The 19,839-nt window shown below is 72.9% G+C and carries 19 protein-coding genes; 9 read left to right on the top strand and 10 right to left on the bottom strand.

Annotated features, from left to right (window positions below):
• Positions 1 to 10 precede the first annotated feature (10 nt).
• Together ACFWJX_RS26370 and ACFWJX_RS26365 are read right to left on the bottom strand one after the other, a co-directional pair.
• A complete protein-coding gene (locus ACFWJX_RS26370) occupies positions 11 to 631 on the bottom strand; it encodes a peptidoglycan-binding protein (RefSeq protein WP_383247888.1) in 621 nt (206 codons plus the stop codon).
• A 68-nt stretch (positions 632 to 699) separates the two neighbouring features.
• Positions 700 to 1,524, bottom strand: a complete 825-nt coding sequence (locus ACFWJX_RS26365; RefSeq protein WP_383247885.1) for a hypothetical protein — start codon at positions 1,522 to 1,524, stop codon at positions 700 to 702.
• Positions 1,525 to 1,737: 213 nt separating this feature from the next.
• Between ACFWJX_RS26365 and ACFWJX_RS26360 the strand changes: the two genes are divergently transcribed.
• From ACFWJX_RS26360 to ACFWJX_RS26345, 4 genes are all read left to right on the top strand, one after another.
• Positions 1,738 to 2,586 carry a bifunctional methylenetetrahydrofolate dehydrogenase/methenyltetrahydrofolate cyclohydrolase gene (locus ACFWJX_RS26360; RefSeq protein ID WP_383247882.1) on the top strand — a complete coding sequence of 283 codons (849 nt, stop codon included), beginning with the start codon at positions 1,738 to 1,740 and terminating at the stop codon, positions 2,584 to 2,586.
• A gap of 130 nt (positions 2,587 to 2,716) precedes the next feature.
• Positions 2,717 to 3,412, top strand: coding sequence for a TetR family transcriptional regulator (locus ACFWJX_RS26355; protein WP_383248214.1), 696 nt, complete (start codon positions 2,717 to 2,719; stop codon positions 3,410 to 3,412).
• A 177-nt stretch (positions 3,413 to 3,589) separates the two neighbouring features.
• The gene (locus ACFWJX_RS26350) at positions 3,590 to 4,006 is read left to right on the top strand and encodes a Zn-ribbon domain-containing OB-fold protein (protein WP_383247879.1); all 417 of its coding nucleotides are present in this window, start codon (positions 3,590 to 3,592) and stop codon (positions 4,004 to 4,006) included.
• Between the two features lie 205 nt (positions 4,007 to 4,211).
• Positions 4,212 to 6,986 (top strand): alpha/beta hydrolase family protein, encoded by a 2,775-nt coding sequence (locus ACFWJX_RS26345; protein ID WP_383247876.1) that lies wholly within the window; start codon positions 4,212 to 4,214, stop codon positions 6,984 to 6,986.
• Positions 6,987 to 7,058: 72 nt separating this feature from the next.
• Here ACFWJX_RS26345 and ACFWJX_RS26340 read toward each other — a convergent pair whose 3' ends face one another.
• On the bottom strand, positions 7,059 to 7,439 hold the full coding sequence (locus ACFWJX_RS26340; protein WP_383247873.1) for a PPOX class F420-dependent oxidoreductase: 381 nt from the start codon (positions 7,437 to 7,439) through the stop codon (positions 7,059 to 7,061).
• Between the two features lie 30 nt (positions 7,440 to 7,469).
• Positions 7,470 to 8,648, bottom strand: coding sequence for a MalY/PatB family protein (locus ACFWJX_RS26335; RefSeq protein ID WP_383247870.1), 1,179 nt, complete (start codon positions 8,646 to 8,648; stop codon positions 7,470 to 7,472).
• Between the two features lie 170 nt (positions 8,649 to 8,818).
• On the opposite strand from ACFWJX_RS26335, the gene ACFWJX_RS26330 reads away from it, so the two are divergent.
• Together ACFWJX_RS26330 and ACFWJX_RS26325 are read left to right on the top strand one after the other, a co-directional pair.
• Positions 8,819 to 9,649 (top strand): SAM-dependent methyltransferase, encoded by an 831-nt coding sequence (locus ACFWJX_RS26330; protein WP_383247867.1) that lies wholly within the window; start codon positions 8,819 to 8,821, stop codon positions 9,647 to 9,649.
• A gap of 118 nt (positions 9,650 to 9,767) precedes the next feature.
• Positions 9,768 to 11,168, top strand: a complete 1,401-nt coding sequence (locus ACFWJX_RS26325) for a S1 family peptidase (protein WP_383247864.1) — start codon at positions 9,768 to 9,770, stop codon at positions 11,166 to 11,168.
• A 116-nt stretch (positions 11,169 to 11,284) separates the two neighbouring features.
• Here the strand turns inward: ACFWJX_RS26325 and ACFWJX_RS26320 are convergent, their stop codons facing one another.
• The 5 genes from ACFWJX_RS26320 to ACFWJX_RS26300 all read right to left on the bottom strand — a co-directional run bounded on the left by ACFWJX_RS26320 (position 11,285) and on the right by ACFWJX_RS26300 (position 15,699).
• The gene (locus ACFWJX_RS26320) at positions 11,285 to 11,458 is read right to left on the bottom strand and encodes a hypothetical protein (RefSeq protein ID WP_355913265.1); all 174 of its coding nucleotides are present in this window, start codon (positions 11,456 to 11,458) and stop codon (positions 11,285 to 11,287) included.
• Between the two features lie 119 nt (positions 11,459 to 11,577).
• A complete protein-coding gene (locus ACFWJX_RS26315; RefSeq protein WP_383248212.1) occupies positions 11,578 to 12,273 on the bottom strand; it encodes a L,D-transpeptidase in 696 nt (231 codons plus the stop codon).
• A gap of 677 nt (positions 12,274 to 12,950) precedes the next feature.
• Positions 12,951 to 13,883, bottom strand: a complete 933-nt coding sequence (locus ACFWJX_RS26310; RefSeq protein ID WP_383247862.1) for an SDR family oxidoreductase — start codon at positions 13,881 to 13,883, stop codon at positions 12,951 to 12,953.
• A gap of 98 nt (positions 13,884 to 13,981) precedes the next feature.
• Positions 13,982 to 14,611: an MBL fold metallo-hydrolase gene (locus ACFWJX_RS26305; protein ID WP_383247859.1), complete on the bottom strand. Its 630-nt coding sequence runs from the start codon at positions 14,609 to 14,611 to the stop codon at positions 13,982 to 13,984.
• Positions 14,611 to 15,699, bottom strand: a complete 1,089-nt coding sequence (locus ACFWJX_RS26300) for an S-(hydroxymethyl)mycothiol dehydrogenase (protein WP_383247856.1) — start codon at positions 15,697 to 15,699, stop codon at positions 14,611 to 14,613. Before ACFWJX_RS26300 ends, ACFWJX_RS26305 begins: the two co-directional genes overlap by 1 nt.
• A 172-nt stretch (positions 15,700 to 15,871) precedes the next feature.
• Here ACFWJX_RS26300 and ACFWJX_RS26295 point away from each other — a divergent pair, with 172 nt between their 5' ends.
• A complete protein-coding gene (locus ACFWJX_RS26295) occupies positions 15,872 to 17,626 on the top strand; it encodes an ABC transporter ATP-binding protein (RefSeq protein WP_383247853.1) in 1,755 nt (584 codons plus the stop codon).
• A gap of 67 nt (positions 17,627 to 17,693) precedes the next feature.
• Here ACFWJX_RS26295 and ACFWJX_RS26290 read toward each other — a convergent pair whose 3' ends face one another.
• Entirely contained in the window at positions 17,694 to 17,993 is a 300-nt protein-coding gene (locus ACFWJX_RS26290; protein ID WP_383247850.1) for a hypothetical protein, read from the bottom strand.
• Between the two features lie 172 nt (positions 17,994 to 18,165).
• Here ACFWJX_RS26290 and ACFWJX_RS26285 point away from each other — a divergent pair, with 172 nt between their 5' ends.
• Positions 18,166 to 18,531, top strand: coding sequence for a nuclear transport factor 2 family protein (locus ACFWJX_RS26285; protein ID WP_383247848.1), 366 nt, complete (start codon positions 18,166 to 18,168; stop codon positions 18,529 to 18,531).
• 93 nt (positions 18,532 to 18,624) lie between these two features.
• Positions 18,625 to 19,836 (top strand): glycosyltransferase, encoded by a 1,212-nt coding sequence (locus tag ACFWJX_RS26280; protein ID WP_383248210.1) that lies wholly within the window; start codon positions 18,625 to 18,627, stop codon positions 19,834 to 19,836.
• The last annotated feature ends 3 nt before the right edge of the window (positions 19,837 to 19,839 follow it).

Raw genomic sequence — 19,839 nt, 5'->3', positions numbered from 1 at the left:
CGCGGTCCCGTCAGCCGGTGCGTGACTCCAGGTCGCGGCGGGTGTCCTGGCCGTAGACGCCGCTCTCGTCGCCGCGGATGCCGTACCAGAGCTGGAAGCGGGCCACGGCCTCGGTGAGGACGGTGTCGTAGCGGCCGTCGGTGGCGCCGTCGTCGTAGACGTCCGGGATGCGTCGCAGGCGCTGCTGGAGGTCGGTGACCTCGGGGCCGGTGGCGCCCTCGCGGAGGGTGCCGGATCCGTCGGGGTCGGCCGGGGACGCGGTGGTGGCCGGCGGGGTGGCCGGGAGGGTCCGGGCGGTGCTCTCCCGGTCGCCGTCCGGCAGCAGGAGGGCGCAGCCGAAGCCGACGAGCGCCGCCGTGAGCACGGCGCCCGCGGCGACGGCGCCCCGGCGGGGCCCGGTACGGCGTGCGGGCCGTTTCACCGCCGGGACCGGCGGGAGTTCCTGTGTCCGCGCCTCAGGCGTGGGCAGGGGGACGCTCTCGTAGCCCTCGGCGTTCTCCGGGTCCTCGGTGTGCTCGGTCATCTCGCGGAACAGCTCCGCGAGGGCGTCGGTGTTGCGCGGCCTGAGGACCCGGACGGGTTCCAGGACCGGGCGCTCGTGCGGCTTTCCGGGCTCGTCCGCTGTCGGCACGCTGCTCTCCCTCGGTACCGGGATCCCTGGGTCCCCGGGGAGAGATACGGGCCCGGGGGCGGCGCGGTTCAGCCCGCGAGGAAGCGGTGCAGCGACCGGGCCATGGCGGCGACGAAGGCGTCCCGCGTCCTGTCGTCCACCAGGTCCAGGGACAGGTACGGGTTGAGGTCCTCCAGCTCGACCAGCAGCAGCTCGCCGTCCGGGGCGCGGCAGGCGTCCACCCGCTGGATGCCGTGCGCGAGGCCGTTCCAGTCGATGAAACGGCGGGCGAACTCCAGGTCCCGCGCGGTGGCGTCGTACGGCTCCAGCTGCCAGCGGCGGTCGGGGTGCGGGGCGTAGAGGGCGTACTGGAAGTCGTCGTCCACGAAGTAGAAGGAGATCTCGTGGGCGAAGTCGACGCACGGCTGGATCAGGGTGGCACCGTCGGCCAGGGCCGGCAGGGCGTCCGGGGCGACGATCCGCAGGCCTATGGAGTCGGCGCCGAGCTTGGGCTTGACCACATAGCGGTCGGACGCGGGCAGCCGGTGCAGGTCCTCGGGGCGGTCGACGGTGGGGATGACCGGGAAGCCCGCGGCGCTCAGGTCGAGGAGGTACTGCTTGCCCGCCATGTCGGCACGGCCCGTGAGCGGGTTGTAGACGCGGGTGCCGGCGCTCAGCGCGCGCTCACGGAAGGCGTCGTACGCCTCGCGGTGGCCGAGGACGGGTCCGCTGTTGCGGATGACGACGGCGTCGAAGGCGTCCATCAGCGCGGCCGCGTCCAGCGGGTGGCACAGGGCGAGGTCGAAGTGGGCGCGCAGCCGGGAGGCGAGGAAGACGTCCTCGTCGCCGTAGCGGCGCCCGCGGGCCTCGTAGGCCAGGTCGGTGACATAGAGGAGGCGGGGGCGGGCGGACATGCGGGACTCCTCGGCGGTACGGGCGGTGCGGATCGACGACGGTGGGGATGCCGGCAGCCTACGTCGGCGTTCCGGGCGCGGCGGGCGTGGGGCGGGCGGGACGTACGATGACAGGGTCGGGTATCGGATCGTCCGACCGGTCCGGGACAGCGTCGTCTCTCCCCGTCGTCTCTCCTGTACGTGTTCTGTACTCCCGAAGGGCTCGCGACTCCCGTGACCACCGCAACACTCCTGGACGGCAAGGCCGCCGCGGCCGACATCAAGAGCGAACTCGCCCTGCGCGTGCAGGCGTTGAAGGAGCACGGCATCACGCCGGGGCTCGGCACGATCCTCGTCGGCGACGATCCGGGCAGCCGTTCCTACGTCGGCGGCAAGCACCGCGACTGCGCCCAGGTCGGCATCGCGTCGATCCGTGTCGAGCTGCCCGTGACCGCCTCGCAGGCCGATGTCGAGGCGGCGGTGCTCCGGCTCAACGCCGACCCGGCGTGCACGGGATTCATCGTGCAGCTCCCGCTGCCCGCGCACATCGACACGCACGCCGTGCTGGAGCTGATCGACCCGGTCAAGGACGCCGACGGTCTGCACCCGGCGAACCTGGGCCGGCTGGTGCTGGGCATACCGGCGCCGCTGCCCTGCACCCCGCGCGGCATCATCGACCTGTTGCGCCGCAACCACGTGGCCATCACCGGCCAGCAGTTCTGCGTCATCGGCTGCGGTGTCACGGTGGGCCGGCCGCTGGGCCTGATGCTGACGCGCAGCTCCGAGCACGCCACCGTGACCCTGTGCCACGAGGCCACGCAGGACGTCGCCGCACACGCGCGCGTGGCGGACGTGGTCGTGGCGGCGGCCGGTGTCGCGCACATGGTCATGCCGGACTGGATCAAGCCGGGCGCGACCGTGCTGTCCGTCGGCCTCACGCGCACCGTCGAGGGCATCCTCGGGGACGTCCACCCGGACGTGAGCGGTGTCGCGGGGTCGTTCGCGCCGCCGGTCGGCGGGGTGGGCCCGATGACCCGGGCGATGCTGCTGACCAACGTGGTCGAGGCGGCCGAGCGCTTCTGAGGGTGCTCCCCCGGCGGCTGCACTCAGTTCCCCGCAGGAGGGAACTGAGTGCCATCGCAGCCGGTCGGGTGTTACGTTCCCTGTCATGAGCTCCAGTGACAGCGCCGAGGCGGCCGGCGCCAAACCGCCCATGCGGGACGCCCTGGTCGCGGCGGCCTTCCGGCTTTTCCTGGAGCGCGGTTACGAGCAGACCACCGTCGACGACATCGTGGCGCTCGCGGGCGTGGGACGGCGGTCCTTCTTCCGCTACTTCCCCTCCAAGGAGGACGTGGTCTTCCCCGACCACGAGCGCTGCCTGGCCGACATGACCGCCTTCCTCGCCGCGAGCGACGAAGGGCACGAGCCGGTGCCCCGGGTGTGCGACGCGGCCCGGCTGGTGCTGCGCATGTACGCCGAGAACCCGTCCTTCTCCGTGCAGCGTTACCGCCTCACCAAGCAGGTGCCCGGACTGCGCGCGTACGAACTGTCGGTGGTGTGGCGTTACGAGCGCGCCCTCGCCGAGTACCTCCGGGGCCGCTTCGCCGGCCGGCCCGACGGGACGCTGCGGGCCGACGTGATCGCGGCCGCCGTGGTCGCCGCCCACAACAACGCGCTGCGCTCGTGGCTGCGCTCGGACGGGAAGGGCGACGCGAGCACCACGGTGGACCACGCGCTGGGGTACGTGCAGTCCGCGTTCGGCGCCCCGCCCGCCGCCCCGGTCCAGGAACACCCCGGACACCCCGGACGCCCGGAGCATCCCGATGACGTGGTGGTCGTCGTGTCACGGCGGGGAGCGCCGCTGTGGCGGATGGTGCAGGAGATCGAGACGACCCTCGGGCGCGAGTAGGCGGCGGGGTTCTCCCCTGCGTCATTCCCGCCAGATTGGGGGTACGCAGTACCTTTACGGGTGGCACTGAGTGCCATACTCTGTGGGCGTGCACGGTGGCACGGCGAACCGCGCACGCCCGTGCCCGGGTGAGCCGCGTACGGGGGATTCCGGCCGAAGTGCAGGGAGTTGACCAGCGTGTACCACCACTCAGGAAGCGCCGTTCAGCAGGCGGCGGGCTCCTCGGCGGGTCTGCTCGACCGCCGGGCCACCACGGACACGGACGCGATGCTCTTCCAGCGCTGCACCTGGTGCGGCACCGCCATGTACCACCGGCTGCTGTGTCCGGTCTGCCAGGGCAGCGACCTGCGCACCGAGCGCAGCGAGGGCACCGGCACGGTCCGCCACACCACGGTGGTGCACCGCAACACCCCCTCCGCGCGCAATGTGTCCCTGGTCGAGATGGCCGAGGGCTTCGTGGTGCGCGGCCGGGTGATGGGCCCGCTCATCGGCATCCACAGCGGTGACCGGGTCCGGCTGTCCACGGCCAAGGACCCGGTGCGGGGCGAGCCGGTCTTCCAGCTGATCGACGAGCCGTACCGGGCCTGGCACTGACCCGGCGGCGCTCCCCTGCGGCCGGGTCAAGTCCGGACACGGCGAGGGCAGTTGACAGTGTCCGGATTCTTGTCATGGGCGGGCAGAATCCGCCGCGGATCCGTCACCACAGGCAACCCACAGGTCCCTTTTCGCTTCCTTCGTGACGCGAGGGGCTCCGGATACGGACGGGGCTCCCGCGCTCCGAACGTTGAGGAGTGGACCCTTGATCCGTGCCCGGCGAATAGGTGTCACCGCCGTGGCCGCGCTCGCGGCCCTGGCGGGAACACCGGGACTGGCACAAGCCCAGCAACCGTCCGAGACAAGACCGTCGACCACATCCTCCGGCAGTGCCCTGCCGCCCGGCTGGCAGATCGGCGGGGAGGGCGCCGGACGCGAGCTGGTGTGGCGCTCGCCCCGGCCCGTGCCCATGGGCGACGCCCGCGTGGAGTTCCACGCCGGCGACCGGTTGCTCGGCGCCCCGAAGGCGGAGAACGACGGCCGTACGTTCCGGCTGTCCCTCGGCGCCGTCGGCGACACGCCCCTGAAGGACCTCCAAGTCCTGTCGAGCGGACGCCGGCTGGACGTGCCCGCCGGCGGCACCGCGCGCGAACGGCGCGACGCGCTGTCCGCCGTCGAGCCCCCGGCCGCGCTCCCGGCCAACTCCGTGGACCCCGGCAGACCGGGCGCGTACCGCACGGTCACCGGCGAGTACGGCCTCGACCCGGTGAAGCTGCCCGGCTTCGCCCAGCCGGTCGAGATGGAGGCCGTGGTCGTCGCGCCCAGGGGCGTCACCGGCAAGCGGCCGCTCGCACTCTTCCTCCACGGCCGGCACGGCACCTGCTACCAGCCGGGCGGCGACGACGTGACCGGCGACTGGCCCTGCCCGGCCGGTATGAAGGCGATCCCGAGCCACAAGGGCTACCTCAAGGACCAGCAACTCCTCGCCTCGCAGGGCTATGTGACGGTGTCGATCTCCGCCAACGGCATCAACGGCCAGGACTGGGAGGCCGAGGACGGCGGCGCGCAGGCCCGTTCCTCACTCGTGCGGCAGCATCTCGCGAAGTGGGCCGGCTGGGCCGCCCACCCGGGCAGCGCCCCCGCGGCCGTACGCGGCGCCCCGAGGGCCGACCTGTCCCGCGTCCTGCTCGTCGGGCACTCGCGCGGCGGCGAGGGCGTCAACCGCGCCGCGATGGACAGCCTGTACCCGCCGCCGGCCGCCCAGGACGGCTACCGCGGCCCGGTGCGCTGGAAGATCCGTGGCACCGTCCTCGTCGGACCGACGATCTTCGGCCAGAATCCGGTGGCCGACGTGCCGTCCGTGACGATCCTGCCGGGCTGCGACGGCGACGTGTCCGACCTCCAGGGCGAGGTGTACGTCGACGGCACGCGCGGCATCAGCCGCGGCACCGCCCTGCACAGCGCCGTGTACGTGGTCGGCGCCAACCACAACTACTTCAACTCGGAGTGGACGCCGGGCCTGTCCGAGGCGCCCTCCTCCGACGACTTCTGGGACGACGCGGAGCAGCCCGACCCGGTGTGCTCAGCGGGCGCCCCTACCCGGCTGACCGCCGACCGGCAGCACCAGGCCGGCGCCACCTACATCGCCGCCGCTGCCCGCCTGTTCGTCGCCGGTGACGACCGGGTGCGCCCGCTGCTCGACGGCTCGGGGCGGCGCGCCCCGTCCGCGGATCCGGCCCGGGTGCTCACCCACGCCGTCGGCGCCCGTCGCACGGCCGGGTTCCTGCCCGACGGCGGGGTGCAGGTGACCGGCGGCAGGCTGTGCGCGGCGATCGACCCCGACCCCGCCGAGGCCTGTCTGCCCGCCGGGACCACGGGGTCGTCGCCCCACTTCGCCTGGTGGCAGACCGACAAGGAGGCCGGCCGCAGCGCGGTCGCGCTGAACTGGACGGCACCGGGCACCGCGGCGCGCATCCGCCCGGCCGCGCCGCTCTCCCTCACCGGCGCGAAGAGCCTGGCGCTGCGCGTGTTCGTGCCGCCGAACACGACCGGCACCGAACTGGACGTCTCCGTCACCGACTCGGCCGGCCACCGGGCCCGGCTCGGCCGGGTCACGGTCGACGGCCTGCCCGGCAGCGAGCGCACCGCCTCCTACTGGGCGCGCGAGGTGCGCGTCCCGCTGACCGCGGCCAGCCGCGCCGGACTCGACCTCAGGCACGTCAAGTCGCTGGAACTGACCCCGCGTTCGGGGTCCGGGCAGGCCTGGCTGATGGACGCCTGGGGCTGGGCGCCCGGCACCCCGGCGGTGACGGCGGCGGCTCTGCCGCGCGTCGACATCGGCCGCCTCACGGTCAAGGAGGGCGACTCCGGGAACCTGACCTACCACGTCCCGGTGCGGGTCTCCGGGCACGGCAGCGGCGAGGTCCGCTTCTCCGTCCTGGACCCGGACACCGGCCAGGCCGTGGACAAGCTGGTCACGGTGCGGCCCGGCACCACCCCCGTCGACGTCCCGGTCGAGGTGAAGGGCGACACCCGCTTCGGCTACGACGAACAGCACGACGTCCTCGCCAAGGCCGTGCACGGCGCCGTCATCGGCTCCTACCGGGGCGGTGTCACCGCGCAGAACGACGACCCCGCGCCCGAGGTGACCCTGACCCCGGTCACGGACCGGGTGACCGAGGGCGGGACGCTGACCTGGCGGATCTCCCTGTCCGAGGCCGCCGAGACGATGTTCTGGCAGCCGGTGCTGGTGCTGCCGGCCACCGGGGGCGCCGAGCTGTCCACCAAGGACGTCGACCCGCAGTGGCTGCTGGATCAAGCCGGTACCCTGCCCGATCCGGAGCGCCCGCTGTCCGAGGCGAACGTGTGGGCGTGGACCGGCATCCCCGCCGGGACCACCACCGCCGACTTCTCGGTGGTGACGGTGGCGGACCAGGTGGCGGAGCCGGTCGAGTCGGTGCGCCTGGCGCTCACCGACGACGAGGCCGAGCCGCTCCCCGGCCGCCCCGTCCTGACGGGAACGGTGACGGACGCGTCGTAGCGTGCCGGTGTCGTGGACCGCACAGGTGCGGTGAGGGGGCAGGGACCGGACGGTCCCTGCCCCCTCGTCCGTTCACAGGGTCACGCGGATGCCGACCGTCCCCGTCAGGCCCCGCCGGAGCCTGCTGCCGAGCAGCGTGAGGCGGCCGACGACGCCGTACTTGCGGGCGATCAGCGTGCGGTAGCGGGCGGTGGTCTCCGCGTCGCAGATCTCGGCGGTGGCCGGGATCTGCTCTCCGGTGGGGTTGCCTCGGACGTCGCAGGGCCCGACCATGACGTCGCCGCGGGCCCGGATCCGCTTCACCTTCCAGGCGTCGGCGGCCGACCAGGCCCCGAGCGTGTCCCCGTCGCGCACCACCCACACGGGGGTGGCGACCCCGGTCCCGTTCTTCCGATAGCTGGTGATCAGCAGGTACTTCCCTGCTCCGAGCCGGTCGAGCGCCTTGTCGTCCATGCCCCGCAGTCTAGGCACCCGTGCACGGGGTCAGCGCAGCGCGGACGCCATCCGTCGCACCCCCTCCGCGAGGATCTCGGGCGAGGTCGCGAGATTCAGCCGTACGTGCCCGGTGCCGCCGGTGCCGAAATCCGGGCCGGGACTGAGGGCGACCCGGCCCCGCTCCAGGAAGGCGCGGGCCGGATCGTCGCCGAGGTCCAGCGCCCGGCAGTCCAGCCAGGCCAGATACGTCGCCTCGCCGGGCCGGTGCACGACGCCGGGCAGTTCGTCGGCGAGGAGATCGGCGAGCAGCCGTCGGTTGTCGTCGAGGCCGCTGAGCAGCGCGTCCAGCCAGCCCGTGCCGTCACGCAGGGCGGCGGTGTGGGCGATGACGCCGACGTGGCTCGGGCCGTGGCCGACCTCCTCCGGCAGCAGGGCCAGGTCGGCTTCGGCGGCGGGGCCCGCGACGGCGAGGGCGGCCTTGAGACCGGCCAGGTTCCACGCCTTCGACGCCGACATCAGCGACAGGCCGCTGTCCGCGCCGGGCACGCTCAGGTACGGCACGAAGTCGACGCCGCCGGCCGTGAGCGGGGCGTGGATCTCGTCGGCGACCACGCGGACGCCGTACCGGTCGGCGAGGGCGGCCACGGCGGCGAGTTCCCCGGCGGTGTGGACCGTGCCGGTCGGGTTGTGCGGGCTGCACAGCAGGTGCGCGGCCCGCCCGCCGCCCGCGACGGCCCGCCGGTAGGCCGCCTCCAGCACGTCGAGGTCGAGCCGCCCGTCCACGCCGAGCGGCGCCTCGGCGATCCGCCGGTCCATGTGCTCGACGAACAGGAAGAACGGCGGGTACACCGGCGGGTTGACGACGACCGGATCGCCGGGCCCGGTCACCAGCTTGAGCATCTCGACGACGCCCAGCATCACGTCGGGCACGATCGCCGTCCGCTCGACCGCGAGACCGTGCCACCCCCACCGCTTGGCGGCGAACGCGGCCAGCGCCTCCGCGTACCCGGTGCCGGCGGCATAGCCGGTGTCGCCCAGGGCCAGCGCGTCACCGACCGCCCGGACGACGGGCTCGGCGAGGGGGACGTCCATCTCGGCGACCCACAGCGGCAGGACGTCGTCGGGGTAGGTGCGCCACTTCATGCTCGTACGGCGCCGGAGGCGGTCGAGGCCGAGGGCGCGCAGCGGATTCGGTTCACCGGACGTGTCGTGCGGGATCCTGGTCATGGCCACAAGATAGGGGGCCGCGGTGTGAGCGGGGACGACCTGAACGGGCCAGCGGCGGGCGCCCCGGAGGGCGGCGGAGAACGGGGGACGGCGCACGGAGATCAACTCACGGGTCTAGATTGCTCCTTGACCCGAAACATCGCACGCACCAGGCCCCCAGGAGCAGATCCGTGACCGAGAACCCGCCGGCCGTGGACGAGGCGGCGCAGTCACTGCGCGACCGCATCAGCACCAGCCAGCCGCACACCGCCCGCATCTGGAACTACTGGCTGGGCGGCAAGGACAACTACGAGGTCGACCGCGCGGCCGGCGACCAGATCCGCCAACTGCACCCGGGCATCGGCGAGTACGCCCGCGCCGACCGTCTCTTCCTGGGCCGCGCCGTGCGCCACCTGGTCCACGACGTGGGCATACGCCAGTTCCTCGACATCGGCACCGGTCTGCCCACCGCGGACAACACCCACGAGGTCGCCCAGGCCGCCGCCCCGGAGGCGCGGATCGTCTACGTCGACAACGACCCGCTGGTCCTGGCGCACGCCCGCGCCCTGCTCACCAGCTCGCCCGAGGGCCGTACCGACTATCTCGACGAGGACCTGCGCAACGTCGAGGCGATCCTGGAACACGCCGCGAAGACCCTGGACTTCAGCAAGCCGGTGGCGCTGATCCTGCTCGGCGTGGTCATCTTCGTCGGCGACGACGAGGACCCGTACTCCCTGGTGCGCCGACTGGTCGACAGGCTGCCGGCGGGCAGCCACCTGGTGCTGTCGCACACCATCACCAGCCCGTCGATGCCGGACGTGGACGAGGCCGTCAAGTTCTGGAACGAGCACGGCACGCCGAAGCTGACCCAGCGCACGCCCGAGGACGTGGCGCGGTTCTTCGACGGCCTGGAGCTGCTGGAGCCGGGCGTGGTGTCGTGCTCGCGCTGGCGCCCGGAGGAGGGCGACGGGACGGAGCCGGAGGAGGTCGCCATGTTCGGCGGGGTGGCCCGCAAGCCGTGAGGTGATCGTTTCCGGGCTGAACGCGGCCGGGTCCCGGCACGTAAGGGAGTGAGGGTTCTCAACGACGGGAGAACCCCGCGGTGTTGGGACCGCGCGTTCGCTGTTTCGGGAGCCATGCATGAGGCACGTACGACGACGGACCGTCCGGCGAGCGACACGGCTGGCGGCCGTCGGCGGGCTCCTCCTCGGAGGCGTCATGGTCACGCAGGCCGCCATGGCGGGCGAGACGCCCGCTACGAAGACCGTGCCGGGCGGTGCGGCGCAGTCCGTCGCGAGCACGGGTGCGGACCTGGTGAAGCGGCTCGGCACCGCCCGGACGGCGGGCGCCTGGGTCGACGCCGAGGGCCGTCCGGTCGTCGCGGTCACCGACGAGGACTCGGCCGCGGCGGTCCGTGCGGCGGGCGCCGAGGCGAAGGTCGTCGGCCACAGCATGAACGAGCTGAAGTCGGCCGCGGCGGCGCTGCGTTCGGCGCCCCGGGTGGCCGGGACCGCATGGGTGACGGACTACAGGTCCAATCAGGTCGTGGTGCGCGGCGACAGCACGGTGTCCGCCTCCGACTGGGGGCGGATGACGGACGTGGCGTCGGGCATCGGCAGTTTCGTCCGCATGGAGCGCACCGAGGGCACGTTCACCACCCGGCTGAACGGCGCGCAGCCCATCCTGTCGACCGGCGGGCGCTGTTCGGCGGGCTTCAACGTGACCAACGGATCGAACGACTTCATCCTCACCGCCGGGCACTGCGGCCCCACCGGATCCAACTGGTTCGCCGACAACCAGGGCGCCCAGCAGGTGGGCCGGACGGTCAACTCGACGTTCCCCGGCTCCGACTTCTCGCTCGTGCAGTACGCCGGTGGGAAGGCCGGCGCGGGGGCGGACATCGTGGCCATCGGCGACGGCAACGGCGTGCGGATCACGGGAGTGGGCGACGCGGCCGTGGGACAGCGGGTGTTCCGCAGCGGCAGCACCACCGGACTGCGCGACGGCGAGGTGACCGGCCTCGACGCGACGGTCAACTACCCGGAGGGCACCGTCTCGGGCCTGATCGAGACGAACGTCTGCGCCGAGTCCGGCGACAGCGGCGGCCCGATGTTCTCCGAGGGCGTCGCGCTCGGCGTCACCTCGGGCGGCAGCGGCGACTGCACGACGGGCGGTACGACGTTCTTCCAGCCGGTGACGAAGGCGCTGGCGCAGCTCGGGGTACAGCTGATCGTGGCGGCGCCCTCCGACGCCGCCCGGAACGGCGCCTCGGCCGCGCCGTCCTCGGGCGCCCCCCAGCCGTCGTCGTCGCCGACGCAGGCGGCGGTGGCCCCGGGGTCGGTCACGCCGGGCTCGACGACTCCGGTGACGGGCGGCACGAGCGCCGTGTCACTGGCGGCGCGGCTCACCGATCCGCGCAACATCGGCCCCGGCCTGCTGGTGATCGCGGGCAGTCTGGTGGCGCTGGTGGCCACCCGGTACATCCGGGCGGAACAGGACCGCAAGGCGTACCAGCGGCGCTATTCGGCGACCTGGGGATGAGGTGACGCCGGACACGGTGGTGTCGCCGGACAACGAGAAGGGCACCCACGCGGGGTGCCCGGACGGAGTTGCTGGGGCGGAGCTGCGAGGCGGGAGGCCCCGCGGCCGGACGGCTGTCAGGCCGCCTCGACCGAGTGCGGGGCCACGGCGGCCCACTCCAGGACGAGCCGCCGGTACTCCTCGCGCTGCTCGCCCGTCAGTGTCCCGCCCGACCGGAGCCACAGGGCCCGGATCTCCTCGTTGACCTCCGCGGCCGATCGCTCGGAGAGGGGTTCAACAGTGGTGGACATGGTGTGAATCTTACGGGGCCGGAGGTGAAGGCGACGTGAGTAATACACGCCCTAAACAGACAAAACGGACGTGTCACTGATCACGTCCGTTTGCCCGTATCCGCTCGCCCTGCTCCCTGTCAGGTGCCCGGCTTGCGGCCGTACACGAAGACGTCGTCGCCGGTCTTCAGCAGGGACCAGTACTTCTTCGCGGCGGTCTTCGTCATGTTGACGCAGCCGTGCGAGCCGGGCGGGTTCCACATGCTGACGCCCACCGAGTGGAAGGCCTGGCCGCCGTCGAAGAACTGGCTGTACGGCATCGGCACGTCGTAGATGCTCGACACGTGGTCGATGTTGCGCCAGTAGACCTTCTTCAGGCCGGTGCGGGTCTCGTAACCGTTGCGTCCGGTGCGGACCGGGACCGGCCCGTAGACGAGGCGGCTGCCGTCCTGGATCCAGCTGATCTGGAGCGTGAGGTTGACGCAGGCGATGCGGCCCTTGTTGGTCGGGCACTTGCCGGCCTTGTTGGGCTTGCTGCCCACCGCCTTCTGCTTGTTCATGAGATCCATCACACCCCAGGTGACGGGGCCCGCGTAGCCGATGTTCGGCCTGATGCCGTGCTTGTTCTGGAAGGCCTGGATGGCCTTGCAATCGGTCGACGACTGCCTGCCGTCGACCGGCCGGCCGAGGAACTTCTCGACCTGCTTCTGGTACGGCCCGGCCTGCGTGGTGCAGCTCGCGGCCTGTGCGGGCGCCGCGCCCAGCGCGAGCGTCAGCGGCGCGATCAGCCCCGTGACCCCGAGCACGACGGCTCCTCGTCTGCGTATGTCCCCCATGACTGCCACTGCCCTCTCCCTGGCCCGATTCCGGCGACTCCACCAACTAGACCCGTCTCCCGGGGCTTCGGTTGTAGCGCAGACCGTACTGTGACGAAACGGTGAACTTCCCCGGCGGTCCACTTCCACGCGAGCGGACCGGGTGCGGCGGCCCGCCCCCTGCCTACGCTCGCCGCAGGGACCGCATCCTGGCCGACGGTCTCTCCCGGCTCCCCGAGCTTCTCCAGTCCGCCCGTGACCTCGCCGCCGGTGAGGTGGCCGGTCTCGCCGAACGGCCGGTCGCCCGGCTGGACGAGGCGCCCCGGCCTCGGTCCGCCGCCCGTCGACGGGGTCGGCCCGGACGGCACCCTTCTGCTGGTGTACGGCGCGGAGTTGGAGCGCGGAGACGAGGTGGCCGCCCGCCGCGCAGACGACCGCGACGGGTGCGGTGAGCAGTTGGACGAGGTCGCCGCCCGCGCCGCGCCCGGCGACGTTGGCCGCCGCCTGGAGGCTGACGAGGCCGCGTCGCCCCTGCACCAGGGCGGCGCGGGCAGGACGCAAGGCGAGCGGGACGTCGGGGAGGCGCCTGGGCGAGGTGGGCTGCGCTGGGGAGAGCTGCCCGAGACCCACCTCGCAGGGCAAGTGAAAGATCTACAGGGGCGTCAAGCGACGCTAAGACATCGCGCGGGCGGCCCCCCTCACCGGTACCCCGTCGTGTCCGCCGGTTTCCCCGCGTCCTGAACCTCCACCAGGTAGCGCCAGGCGTCGGGGCGGCTGCCGTCCAGGTCGGTGAATCCGTACTCGGGGGCGAGGCCGCCGCTGGACAGCGACCGCCCGTTCCAGCGGGCCACTTCCGGGTCGGCGGCGAGGGCTGCGACTCCACGGCCGACATAGCGGGGCGTCTCGGAGATGGCGAAGTGCGGCACCTTGCCGAGCGCGTCGCGCCAGTTGTCCTCGCGCACCCCGAAGTGGTCGAGCATGATCTCGGAGCGCAGCCAGCCGGGGGTGAGCGCGAGGGCGGTGGCGCCGCGCGGGCCGAGTTCGTGGGCGAGGGCGAAGGCCATCCGCAGGACGGACGTCTTGGCGAGGTCGTAGAAGAAGTTGACGCGGTAGGTGTCACGGTTGTACTCGGCGGTGCCGTCGGTGACCTCGACGACCAGGCCGCCCGGACGGCGCAGCAGGAGCGGCAGGGCGTGGTGGCTGGTGATCGCGTGGGTCTCGACGGCGAGCCGCAGCAGCCGCAGGCCCTTGTCCAGGTCGTGCTCCCAGACGGGGGTGTCCCACTCGAAGAGGTTCTCGCCGCCCCAGATGTCGTTGACGAGGACGTCGAGCCGGCCCTGCTCGTCGGCGATCCGGTCGACGAGCGCGCGGACCTGGGCGGGTTCGAGGTGGTCGGTGGGTACGGCGATGCCGTGGCCGCCCGCCTCGGTGACCAGGTCGGCGGTGTCCTCGATCGTCTCGGGGCGGTCGTACTCGGAGCGGCGGGCGCGGGTCGTGCGGCCGGTGACGTAGACCGTCGCACCGGCCGCACCCAGCTCCACGGCGATGCCCCGCCCCGCTCCCCGGGTCGCCCCGGCGACCAGGGCGACCCTGCCTTCCAGCGTGGCGTTTCCTGCCGACGGACCGGACATGTGCGACCTCCTGTGGTGTTCCTTCGATGCCTTCGTCGAGGATCACGCGGAAGCCGGACATCTCCTGTCACCTTTTCCGGCGAGGTCACTTTTTCGGGTCAGTGGCCCCGCGTGATCCACTCCTGGAGGTGGGGGCCCTCCGCGCCGATGGTCGTCGGGTCGCCGTGGCCGGTGAGGACCTTCGTCTCGGGCGGGAGGGTCAGGAGGCGGTCGCGGATGGAGTCGATGATGGTCGGGAAGTGGGAGTAGGAGCGGCCGGTGGCGCCGGGGCCGCCCTGGAAGAGGGTGTCGCCGGTGAACAGGACGCCGAGCCCCGGCTCGTACAGGCAGACCGCGCCGGGCGCGTGGCCGGGCGTGTGCAGCACCGTGAGGTCGGCGCCGGCGGCCTCGATCACCTGGCCGTCGGCCAGGCGGGCGTCGGGGTCGCGGTCGGGGTGGGTCATCTTCCACAGGGGCAGGTCGTCGGGGTGCAGCCAGATGGTGGCGCCGGTCGCGTCGGCGAGGGCGGGCGCGGCGCCGATGTGGTCGTTGTGGGCGTGGGTGCACACGATGGCGGTCAGCCGGCGGTCGCCGAGGGCGGCGAGGATGGCGTCGGCGTCGTGGGCGGCGTCGATGACGACGGCCTCGTGGTCGTCGCCGATGATCCAGACGTTGTTGTCGACGTCCCAGGTGCCGCCGTCGAGGCTGAACCGGCCGGAGGTGACGAGGCGTTCGATGCGGGCGGCCATCACAGCACCACCACCGAGCGCAGCACGTCGCCGTGGTGCATCCGCTCGAAGGCCTTCTCGACCTCGTCGAGCCGGATGGTCTCGGAGACGAACGCGCCGAGGTCCAGGCGGCCTTGCAGGTGCAGGTCGATCAGCATGGGGAAGTCGCGGGAGGGCAGGCAGTCGCCGTACCAGGAGGACTTCAGCGCGCCACCGCGTCCGAAGACGTCCAGCAGCGGCAGTTCCAGCTTCATCTCCGGCGTGGGCACGCCCACCAGCACGACCGTACCGGCCAGATCGCGGGCGTAGAAGGCCTGCTTGTACGTCTCCGGGCGGCCGACCGCCTCGATCACCACGTCCGCGCCGAAGCCGCCGGTCAGCTCGCGGATCGCCTCGACCGGGTCCGTCTCCTTGGAGTTGACCGTGTGGGTGGCGCCCATCGTCCGCGCGGTGGCGAGCTTGCGGTCGTCGATGTCGACGGCGATGATCTTCGCCGCGCCCGCCAGGTTCGCTCCGGCGATGGCCGCGTCACCGACCCCGCCGCAGCCGATGACGGCGACGGTGTCGCCGCGCCCGACGTTGCCCGTGTTGATGGCCGCGCCGATGCCGGCCATCACGCCGCAGCCCAGCAGCCCGGCGACCGCCGCCGAGACGGACGGGTCGACCTTGGTGCACTGACCGGCCGCGACCAGCGTCTTCTCCGCGAAGGCCCCGATGCCCAGGGCCGGGGACAGTTCCTGCCCCGTCGAGGCGAGCGTCATCTTCTGGTTCGCGTTGTGGGTGTCGAAGCAGTACCAGGGGCGTCCGCGCAGACAGGCCCGGCACTGGCCGCACACGGCCCGCCAGTTCAGGACGACGAAGTCGCCGGGGGCCACGTCGGTGACGCCCGCGCCGACCGACTCCACGACGCCGGCCGCCTCGTGGCCCAGCAGGAAGGGGAAGTCGTCGTTGATCCCGCCCTGCTTGTAGTGCAGGTCGGTGTGACACACCCCGCAGGCCTGGATCTTCACCACGGCTTCCCCGGGTCCGGGGTCCGGCACGAGAATCGTCTCCACCCGCACCGGTTCGTTCTTGCCCGGTGCGATCACTCCGCGCACTTCCTGCGCCATGCTGCTGTTCCTTTCGTCGACGGCCGACCGTCCGCCTCCGACCCTACGCGTGACTGATCGGTAGCGGACGTACGTCGAGCCAGGTCACCGGCCGGAACGTGGTCCCCCGGCCGGGTCCCGCGGGCGTCGACGTAGCCTGAACGCCGCAACCCGACCGGCATCGAGGAGCCTCGTGAGCATCGCAGAGACGGCCGCCGTCCAGCCCCCGTGGCGGCAGCTGCTCGGATACGTCAGACCGCACCGCTGGACCCTGCTGGCGGGGGCGCTGCTCTCGCTGGTCACCGGGGCGACCGGCCTGCTGCTGCCGCTGGTGGCGCGGGGGTTGATCGACGACCTGTCCCACGACCGGGCGATCACCGGCGCGTTGGTGCTGCTGTCGGCCCTGGTCGTCACCAACGCGGCGGTCGGCGCGCTGGGTTCGTACGTGCTGCGGCGCACGGCCGAGTCGGTGGTGCTGGGCGCGCGCAAGGCGCTGTCGTCGTACCTGCTGCGGCTGCGGATCGCGGCGGTGGACCGCAGCGAGCCCGGTGACCTGATGGCTCGCATCACCTCGGACACGACCCTGCTGCGGGAGGTCACCACCGACTCGCTGGTCGGCCTCGGCACCGGCGGGCTCACGCTCGTCGCGACGGTGGTGCTGATGGGGGTGGTGGACCCGGTGCTGCTCGGGGTCACGCTGGCGGTGATCCTGGTCGCGGGCACGGTCATCGGGGTGATCGTGCCGCGCATCAACCGGGCCAGCCGCCGGGCGCAGGACGCGGTCGGCGTGATGGGCGCCTCGCTGGAGCGGGTGCTCGGCGCGCTGCGCACGGTGAAGGCGGCGGGCGCCGAGGACCGTGAGGAGAAGGCGCTGCACGCGGCGGCGGAGGACTCCTGGCGGCAGAGCGTGTCGGCCGCCAAGTGGTCGGCGGCGGCGGGCAACACGGCCGGGCTGGCGATGCAGACCGCGTTCATCACGGTGCTGGCGGTGGGCGGCGCGCGGGTCGCCACGGGCGCGATCGACATCGCGACGCTGGTGGCGTTCCTGCTGTACGTCTTCTATCTGATGTCGCCGATCCAGCAGGTCATCGGCGCGGTCGTGCAGTACCAGGCGGGCTCGGCCGCGCTCAGCCGCATCCAGGAGACGCTGCTGCTGCCCGCCGAGCCGGCGTCCAGCCCGGCGCCGCTGCCCTCGCCGACGGCCGAACCCGCCTCGCTGGCCTTCAGCGACGTCCGCTTCCGGTACGCCGACGATCTGCCGTACGTCCATCACGGGGTGACGTTCGACGTCCCGGCGCGCGGCATGACCGCGTTCGTCGGCCCGTCCGGCGCCGGCAAGACCACGGTGTTCTCGCTGATCGAGCGGTTCTACGACCCCGACTCCGGGACGATCACCTTCGACGGCCGTCCGCTGCCGGACTGGGAGCTGGGCCGGCTGCGGTCCGCCATCGGCTATGTCGAGCAGGACGCCCCCGTGCTGTCGGGAACCCTGCGCGACAACCTGCTGCTGGGGAACGCGGAGGCCGACGACGACACCGTGCGGCGGGTGCTGAAGACGACCCGTCTCGACACGCTGGTCGGCGGGCTGCCGGACGGTCTCGACACGCTGGTCGGGCACCGCGGGACCAAGCTGTCCGGCGGGGAGCGCCAGCGGGTGGCGATCGCCCGCGCCCTGCTGCGCAGCCCGCGGCTGCTGCTCCTGGACGAGGCGACCTCCCAGCTGGACGCGGTGAACGAGGCCGCCCTGCGCGACACCGTCGCGGACGTGGCCCGGACGACCACCGTCCTGGTGGTCGCCCACCGGCTGTCGACGGTCACCTCGGCCGACCGGATCGTCGTCATGGAGGCCGGGCAGGTCCGTGCGGTGGGCACGCACCGTGAGCTGGTGGCGGCCGACCCGCTCTACGCCGAGCTGGCGGCGACCCAGTTCCTGGCGACGGCGGGCTGAACGCCTGTGGGGGCCGCCCGGAGTCCGGGCGGCCCCCACTCGGGACAGCGGGAACGTACGGCACGGGTCAGGTCTGGACGGCCGGAACCAGCCCGGTGACGGGGGCGACGAGGCCGGTGACCTGCTGCAGCTCGTTCAGCTGCTGGAGCCGCTTCACGTTGTTCAGCTGGTTCACCTGTTCCGTGACCGATGGCAGTTCGCCCCGCCGCTCGGCGGGAACCTGCGCCTCGGCGAACGAGTCCAGCGCGCTGAGCGGGTTCAGCTTGCCTGCGGCCGGGACTTCGGCGGCGCTCGCCAGGGGCGCGGCGAGGCCCGTGACCCCGGCGGCGAGAGCGGCGACGGCGACGATGCGACGAGTGGAGATCATGCCCACTGCAACGCGCCGGACCGCCCCGCGGACACGGGTACGGGGCGGCGCCCACCCGACAGGGCGCAGCACGCCGTCCGCGCTTGCCGAGCACGGCCCCGCGGAGGAGTCTCTAAGGGTGAGGGCCCACCGGGCCGTCCCCCTCGGCCCGCGGTCCTCGAAGGAGGTCACCATGGGCACCGCGACAGGCTCCGCCTTCGACACCGAGACCCTGCGCAGGGGCATAGAAGGCCACACACCGGAGACGCTGCTCTCGCTGTACGCGGACGATGCGGAAATGCGCGTCGTGGACCACAACAGCCGGCCCAGCCACCCGACGGTCCTGCACGGCCGCGACAAGATCGCCGAGATGCTGGACGACGTGTACAGCCGCGACATGACCCACCGACTGGAGGACTGCGTCGTCCAGGGCGACCGTGCCGCCTTCAGCGAGTCCTGCGAATACGCGGACGGCGTCCGCGTCCTCTCCGAGTCGATGATCACCCTGCGCGACGGCAAGATCGTCGAACAGACGATGATCCAGGCGTGGGACGAGTAGGAGGGAAACCACCGGGTTCGGACCGCACATACCGCGAAGGGGGCCCGCCTCCTTCCCCGCGGTCGCATACTGGCCGTCGTGAGAGTGGCGATCATGACGGCCGGGTCCCGGGGTGATGTGGCCCCCTTCACCGGGCTGGGGTACGCGCTGGTGTGTGCGGGGCACGAGGTCACGCTGGTCACGCATGAGCGGTTCGCGCCGCTGGTGGTGGGGTCGGGGGTGGGTTTTCATCCGGTGCCGGTCGATCCGCGGGCCGAGCTGGAGTCGGAGCGGGGGCGCGGGCTGCACCGCAGTTCCACCGGCGTGGGCAAGCTGGTGCGGGTGGCGCGCCTCGCGCGGGCGGTCGTGGGGCGGGTGACGGACGATCTGGTGACCGCCGCCCGGACCAGTGACGTCCTGCTGCTGTCCGCCTCGGTGGCGCCGCTCGGGCATGTCATCGCCGAGGGGCTGTCGCTGCCGAGCCTGGACCTGGCCCTCCAACCCGTCGCTCGGACCCGGGAGTTCGCGCCGCCGATGCTGGGCGGCGGCTCCTGGGGCGGGGTCGCCAACCGGCTCACCGGGCACGGCGTGGAGTGGGCCGTCGAGCAGGTCTTCGCCCCGGCTCTGCCGGCCGTCCGCGCCCGGCTGGGGCTGCCCGCGGGCCGTCGGGTGGGCGTGCGGCGGGCGGGACCGGTGCTGCACGGTTTCAGCCCGCGGCTGGTGTCCCGGCCCCGTGACTGGCGGCCGGAACTCGACATCACCGGCTACTGGTGGCCGTACGACGGTGCGGACCGGCTTCCGGCCGGGGTGCGGGAGTTCCTGGAGGCGGGGCCGGCGCCGGTGTTCGTCGGCCTGGGCAGTGCGACCGTGCCCGATCCGGGGCGGCTCAGCGGCGAGATCGTGAGCGGCCTGCGGCGGGCGGGGCTGCGGGGGATCGTCCAGCGGGGCTGGGCCGGTCTCGCCGCCGAGGGTGACGACATGCTGACCGTCGACGAGGTCCCGCACTCGCTGCTCTTCCCCGCGATGGCGGCCGTCGTCCACCACTGCGGCGCCGGTACGACGGCCGCCGGGGTGCGGGCCGGTGTCCCCGCCGTGCCGGTGCCGGTCCAGTTCGACGAGGGGTTCTGGGCGGAGCGGCTGGTCGCCGCGGGGGTGGCGCCAGGAGCCGTACCCCTGCGCCGTCTGACCGCCGACACGCTGGCCGGAGCCCTCGTGCGGGCGACCCGCGAGCCCGTGTTCCGGGACCGGGCACGGGAGTTGGGGGCGCGGGTGCGTGAGGAGGACGGGGTGGGGAGGGTGGTGGAGGCGGTGGGGCGGATGGCGTGACGG

This window comes from Streptomyces sp. NPDC058335 (genome assembly GCF_042723915.1).
In the GTDB taxonomy this organism is placed as follows: Bacteria; Actinomycetota; Actinomycetes; order Streptomycetales; family Streptomycetaceae; genus Streptomyces.
This window is presented reverse-complemented; position numbering and strand designations above follow the sequence as displayed.